Annotated in this window: 6 protein-coding genes; 2 read left to right on the forward strand and 4 right to left on the reverse strand. The window is 69.3% G+C overall.

The features are described from left to right. Positions 1-57: 57 nt before the first annotated feature. Positions 58-486 (reverse strand): DUF1877 family protein, encoded by a 429-nt coding sequence (locus ACWDU1_RS30565; RefSeq protein ID WP_450003791.1) that lies wholly within the window; start codon positions 484-486, stop codon positions 58-60. Between the two features lie 83 nt (positions 487-569). Then, on the reverse strand, positions 570-1649 hold the full coding sequence (locus tag ACWDU1_RS30570; protein WP_450003793.1) for a sensor histidine kinase: 1080 nt from the start codon (positions 1647-1649) through the stop codon (positions 570-572). A 187-nt stretch (positions 1650-1836) separates the two neighbouring features. Here ACWDU1_RS30570 and ACWDU1_RS30575 point away from each other — a divergent pair, with 187 nt between their 5' ends. After that, positions 1837-2292, forward strand: coding sequence for an SRPBCC family protein (locus ACWDU1_RS30575; protein WP_450003794.1), 456 nt, complete (start codon positions 1837-1839; stop codon positions 2290-2292). 56 nt (positions 2293-2348) lie between these two features. Further along, positions 2349-2792, forward strand: a complete 444-nt coding sequence (locus tag ACWDU1_RS30580; RefSeq protein WP_450003795.1) for an OsmC family peroxiredoxin — start codon at positions 2349-2351, stop codon at positions 2790-2792. 81 nt (positions 2793-2873) lie between these two features. On the opposite strand, the gene ACWDU1_RS30585 is transcribed toward ACWDU1_RS30580, so the two are convergent. Together ACWDU1_RS30585 and ACWDU1_RS30590 are read right to left on the reverse strand one after the other, a co-directional pair. Next, positions 2874-3380, reverse strand: a complete 507-nt coding sequence (locus tag ACWDU1_RS30585) for a hypothetical protein (protein WP_450003796.1) — start codon at positions 3378-3380, stop codon at positions 2874-2876. 36 nt (positions 3381-3416) lie between these two features. Then, positions 3417-3763: CbtA family protein (locus ACWDU1_RS30590; protein ID WP_450003798.1), on the reverse strand; the 347-nt coding region annotated here is incomplete at its 5' end.

Consider the following 3763-nt stretch of genomic DNA (forward strand, 5'->3'; position numbering starts at 1 on the left):
GACCTGCCCACCGGATATCCGGTGGGCAGGCCCTTTTCCGTTGTCTCCGATCGGCTGTCAGCTCATGCTCATGATTGCCGCGGAGCCCGTGGCAGCGGCCGAGTCGAAGAACTTCACCAGCACGTCGTAGTACTGGCGCAGGTAGCCGAGTTCCGCCTCGTGGACGCCTGCGGGGTCGGAATGCGCGGCGAGCGTCGTGAAAGGTGTATCGCTCAGCTTTTCCGCGGTCCGCCGGACCAGCGCGGACGACCAGGCGAACAGAATCTCGGAATCGTCGATCGGATCGCCGTCCAGGACCAGGTCGATCCCGGTGCCGGTGCTTTCGAGGAGATCGGACAGGCCCTGCCAGGCTTTGTCGAGATAACCGTCGGGCTCGGTCCTGCGGTCGCGGCCGTCGTCGAGCACTTCCCAGTGTTTGTCCGGATCGGTGCGGACCTGTGCCAGCTGCGCCTCGGATACTCGATCGAACGAGACAACGATTCCCATAGTTCACCCCGATGGTCGGATTCGACAGCGGGGTGGACGTTAGCGGTACGCACCGACGGTTGCCACCGGTGCGGCCGACGCTCCTATTCCACTGTGGTGGGGCCGGTTTCGACTCGCTCGGATGGGCTTTCGCGCCCGGCCGGTGCCGGAATCCGCTTGTTCGGCTCCGACCCGGCCCGCGACCGGACCGGCGCATCCGGATCGGCCGCGACCCGCAGCGGCCGGCTCGGCAGCCTGGCCGCGACCCGATAACCGCCGCTGGGTTTCGGGCCGGCCGTCAACGCGCCGCCCAGGGCATGCGCCTGCTCGCGCATCGCGATGATGCCCATCCCGCGCGTGGGTCCGGTGTGCTCGGGTTTTCCGGTGGGGCGGGTGTTGTCGACCGTGAGATCGACCGAATCGGTGGTGTAGCGCACGGTCACCGTCGCCTCCGACCCGGGCGCGTGCAAGATCACGTTCGCCAGGGATTCGCGCACGATCTGGGCCGCGGCTTCGTCGATGGCGCCCGGCAGGGGGGTGGCCGTCCCCAGCACCCGGGTCTGCACCGTCAACCCGGTGGCCCGGGGCTTGCGCAGCAGTTCGTCGAGATCGGCCAGGGTGGGATCGGGTTCGCGGGGCGGGGGAGGTGATGCGGCGGGCGCCGGGCGGTCGTCCACCTCGGCGGCGGCCGGTCGGATCATGGCGCCCGGGCGGTCCCACCGGCCGAAACCGCTTCGCCGGGAGCGCTTCTCGCGCGTCCGCCGGTCCGCGGGGCGAGGCGGCGTGGTGGACGACTCGGTGGTGGATGCCGGTGCGGCGGCTTCGACCGCCTGGATCGCGTGCCGCAGTGCCTGGACATCCTCGAGCGCGTTGCGGCTGGTGGTCTTGATCTCGGCCACGGTGCCCGCGGCCTTCGCCGATTTGTTCTCGACCTGCTGCAGCGCCATACCCGACTGCACATTGATCAGCGAGAGGTTGTGCGCCACCACGTCGTGCAGCTCGCGTGCGATCAGCAGACGTTCGGAATCCACCTCCAGTTCCTGTCGCTGCCGCGCGACCGTCCGGTCGGCGGCGTCCAGTTTCCGGCGCAGCACGCGCAGCATCCGCCGCTGCCGCACCAGTTCGATCAGCACCCCGGCCAGCGCGACCCAGCCGAGTAGCCCGATCACCTGCCAGCTCGTCATCGCGAACTCTCCACCCGCACCACCCTATTCGCCCATCTCACAGGCCGTCGGCGCACACCCGGATTCCCGGTGCCGCAATGGTATTCCCGGTGGTCACCGCGCCTGTTCACGGCGGCCCGCCGCGCGTCGGCGCGATGATCGCCGCATCCACGGCCGTACCCGGGTGCGCGCGAGTATGGTTCTGGAGATGGTCGACCAGCAAGTGCGTACACCGGACCTGTCAGCACGGCCTCATGAGCTCATGGTGGAGCGGGTGATGTCGGCTTCACCGGAACTCCTGTACCTGGCCTGGACACAGGGATTCGATATCTGGTTCGCGGAACCGTCGTCGGTACGGATGCGGGCGGAGGTGGGTGAGCCGTTCTATTTCGAGACCCGGCACGAGGGCGCCGTCCGGCCCCATTACGGCCGTTTCCTGCGCCTGGAACCGAGCCGGCTGGTCGAGATGACCTGGGTGACCGGCGCGGCGGGAACCGAGGGCGCGGAAACCGTGGTCCGGGTCGAGTTCGTGAAGCAGCCGCGGGGGATCCGGTTGCGGTTGCGGCACAGCGGGTTCACCGACGAGGAAGCTCGGAATCGGCATCGCGAGGCCTGGCCGGGGGTGCTGACGCGGCTCGACGAACGTACCGCCGCCACGGTCTGACCGGTGCGAGTAGGTTCGAACCGGACACGGAACGAATCGTCTTCGAAAGGATCGTGATGCCCACACGTACCGCGCGCACCGCCTGGACCGGTGGCCTGCAGGACGGCTCCGGCCAGGTCGACCTGGTCAGTTCGGGAGTCGGCAAGTACGAGGTGTCTTTCCCCAAACGGTCGGCCGACGACGCCGACGGTACGACCAGTCCGGAGGAACTCATCGCGGGGGCACATTCGTCCTGCTATGCGATGGCGCTCTCGAACGAGATCGCTCAGGCCGGCGGCACCCCGCAGAGCCTCGACGTCTCGGCGGCGGTCACCCTCGGCCCCGACCCGGCCGGTGGTTTCCGGATCAGCCGGATCGCGCTCACCGTTCGCGGCCGGGTCTCCGGGCTCGACGAAGCCGGTTTCGCGACGGCCGCCGCGGCCGCCAAGGCCGGCTGCCCGATCAGTAAGGCACTGGCCGGCGTGGACGAGATAACGCTCGACGCCGCACTGGAGTCCTGAGCGTCCCGGGCTCCCGCCTCTCGGGTGGGAGCCCGGGAACGAGCCCCGCGCGGCCGGATTCGGGTGTGGCGGCGAGGTATCTCACACGTTCCCGCCGCCGCGGAACCAGGCCCGCGCCGCGGGGGTGTACATCGCGGGGACGGCGACCAGTACCGCGACGATATGCCCGAGACGCGCGAACGCCACCAGCACGGAGATCACGCTGATCTCGGACAGATCGCCGATACCGTCGGTGAAGAAGGCGGCCAGCGGCTCGATCACCAGCGATACGAGCCCGGCCCCTCCGATACCGGCGGTTAGCGCGAGACGCGCCCACCGGCCACCGCGAAGCATCCGCCACGCGGCCACGGTCACCAGTCCGTATATCGCGGTGCGCAGCACCCAGCCGCCGTTCATCGATGTCACGGTGGCCCCGGTTTCGCCGAACAGCGCCTCGAAGCTCCGCAGCGCCGTCTCCGCCACTCCGAAGCCCACCGCGGCCACGAATGCCGTGAACGCGGTGGTGACGGCCGCGGGGCGGCGCTGGGGGAGCCCACGGTCGTTGCGAACACGACCCCGGACCGCCGGGTGGGTGTCGGTGGAATTCATACCGCCGACACTGCTCCCGGCGGGCCGGTATCGGGATCAACCCACGGTAGCGACCGGTTCGGCTACCCGGGTAGTACCGCGTGCCGACCACTCGGTGATCACGGCGAAAACGAGGCCGATACTCAGCCAGAGGGTGGTGGAAACCGCCAGCGACGCCGTACGGAACTCCCAGAGCAGGCTGGCCGGGAAATCGGCGCCCACCTCGTTCACGCCCGGTAGCAGGACGTACCCCAGCGTCACCACCAGGACAAATGCCGCGACGGCCGCGACCAGTCGCAGCGAACCGAGCTGGGCGCGCAGCAGGTTCCATACGAAAGCCGCGGCCGCGACGGACACCAGACCCAGGACCACCGCGGCCACCCAGAGCAGAGTGCGGTCGTTGA

It is taken from the genome of Nocardia sp. NPDC003345, from assembly GCF_053589395.1.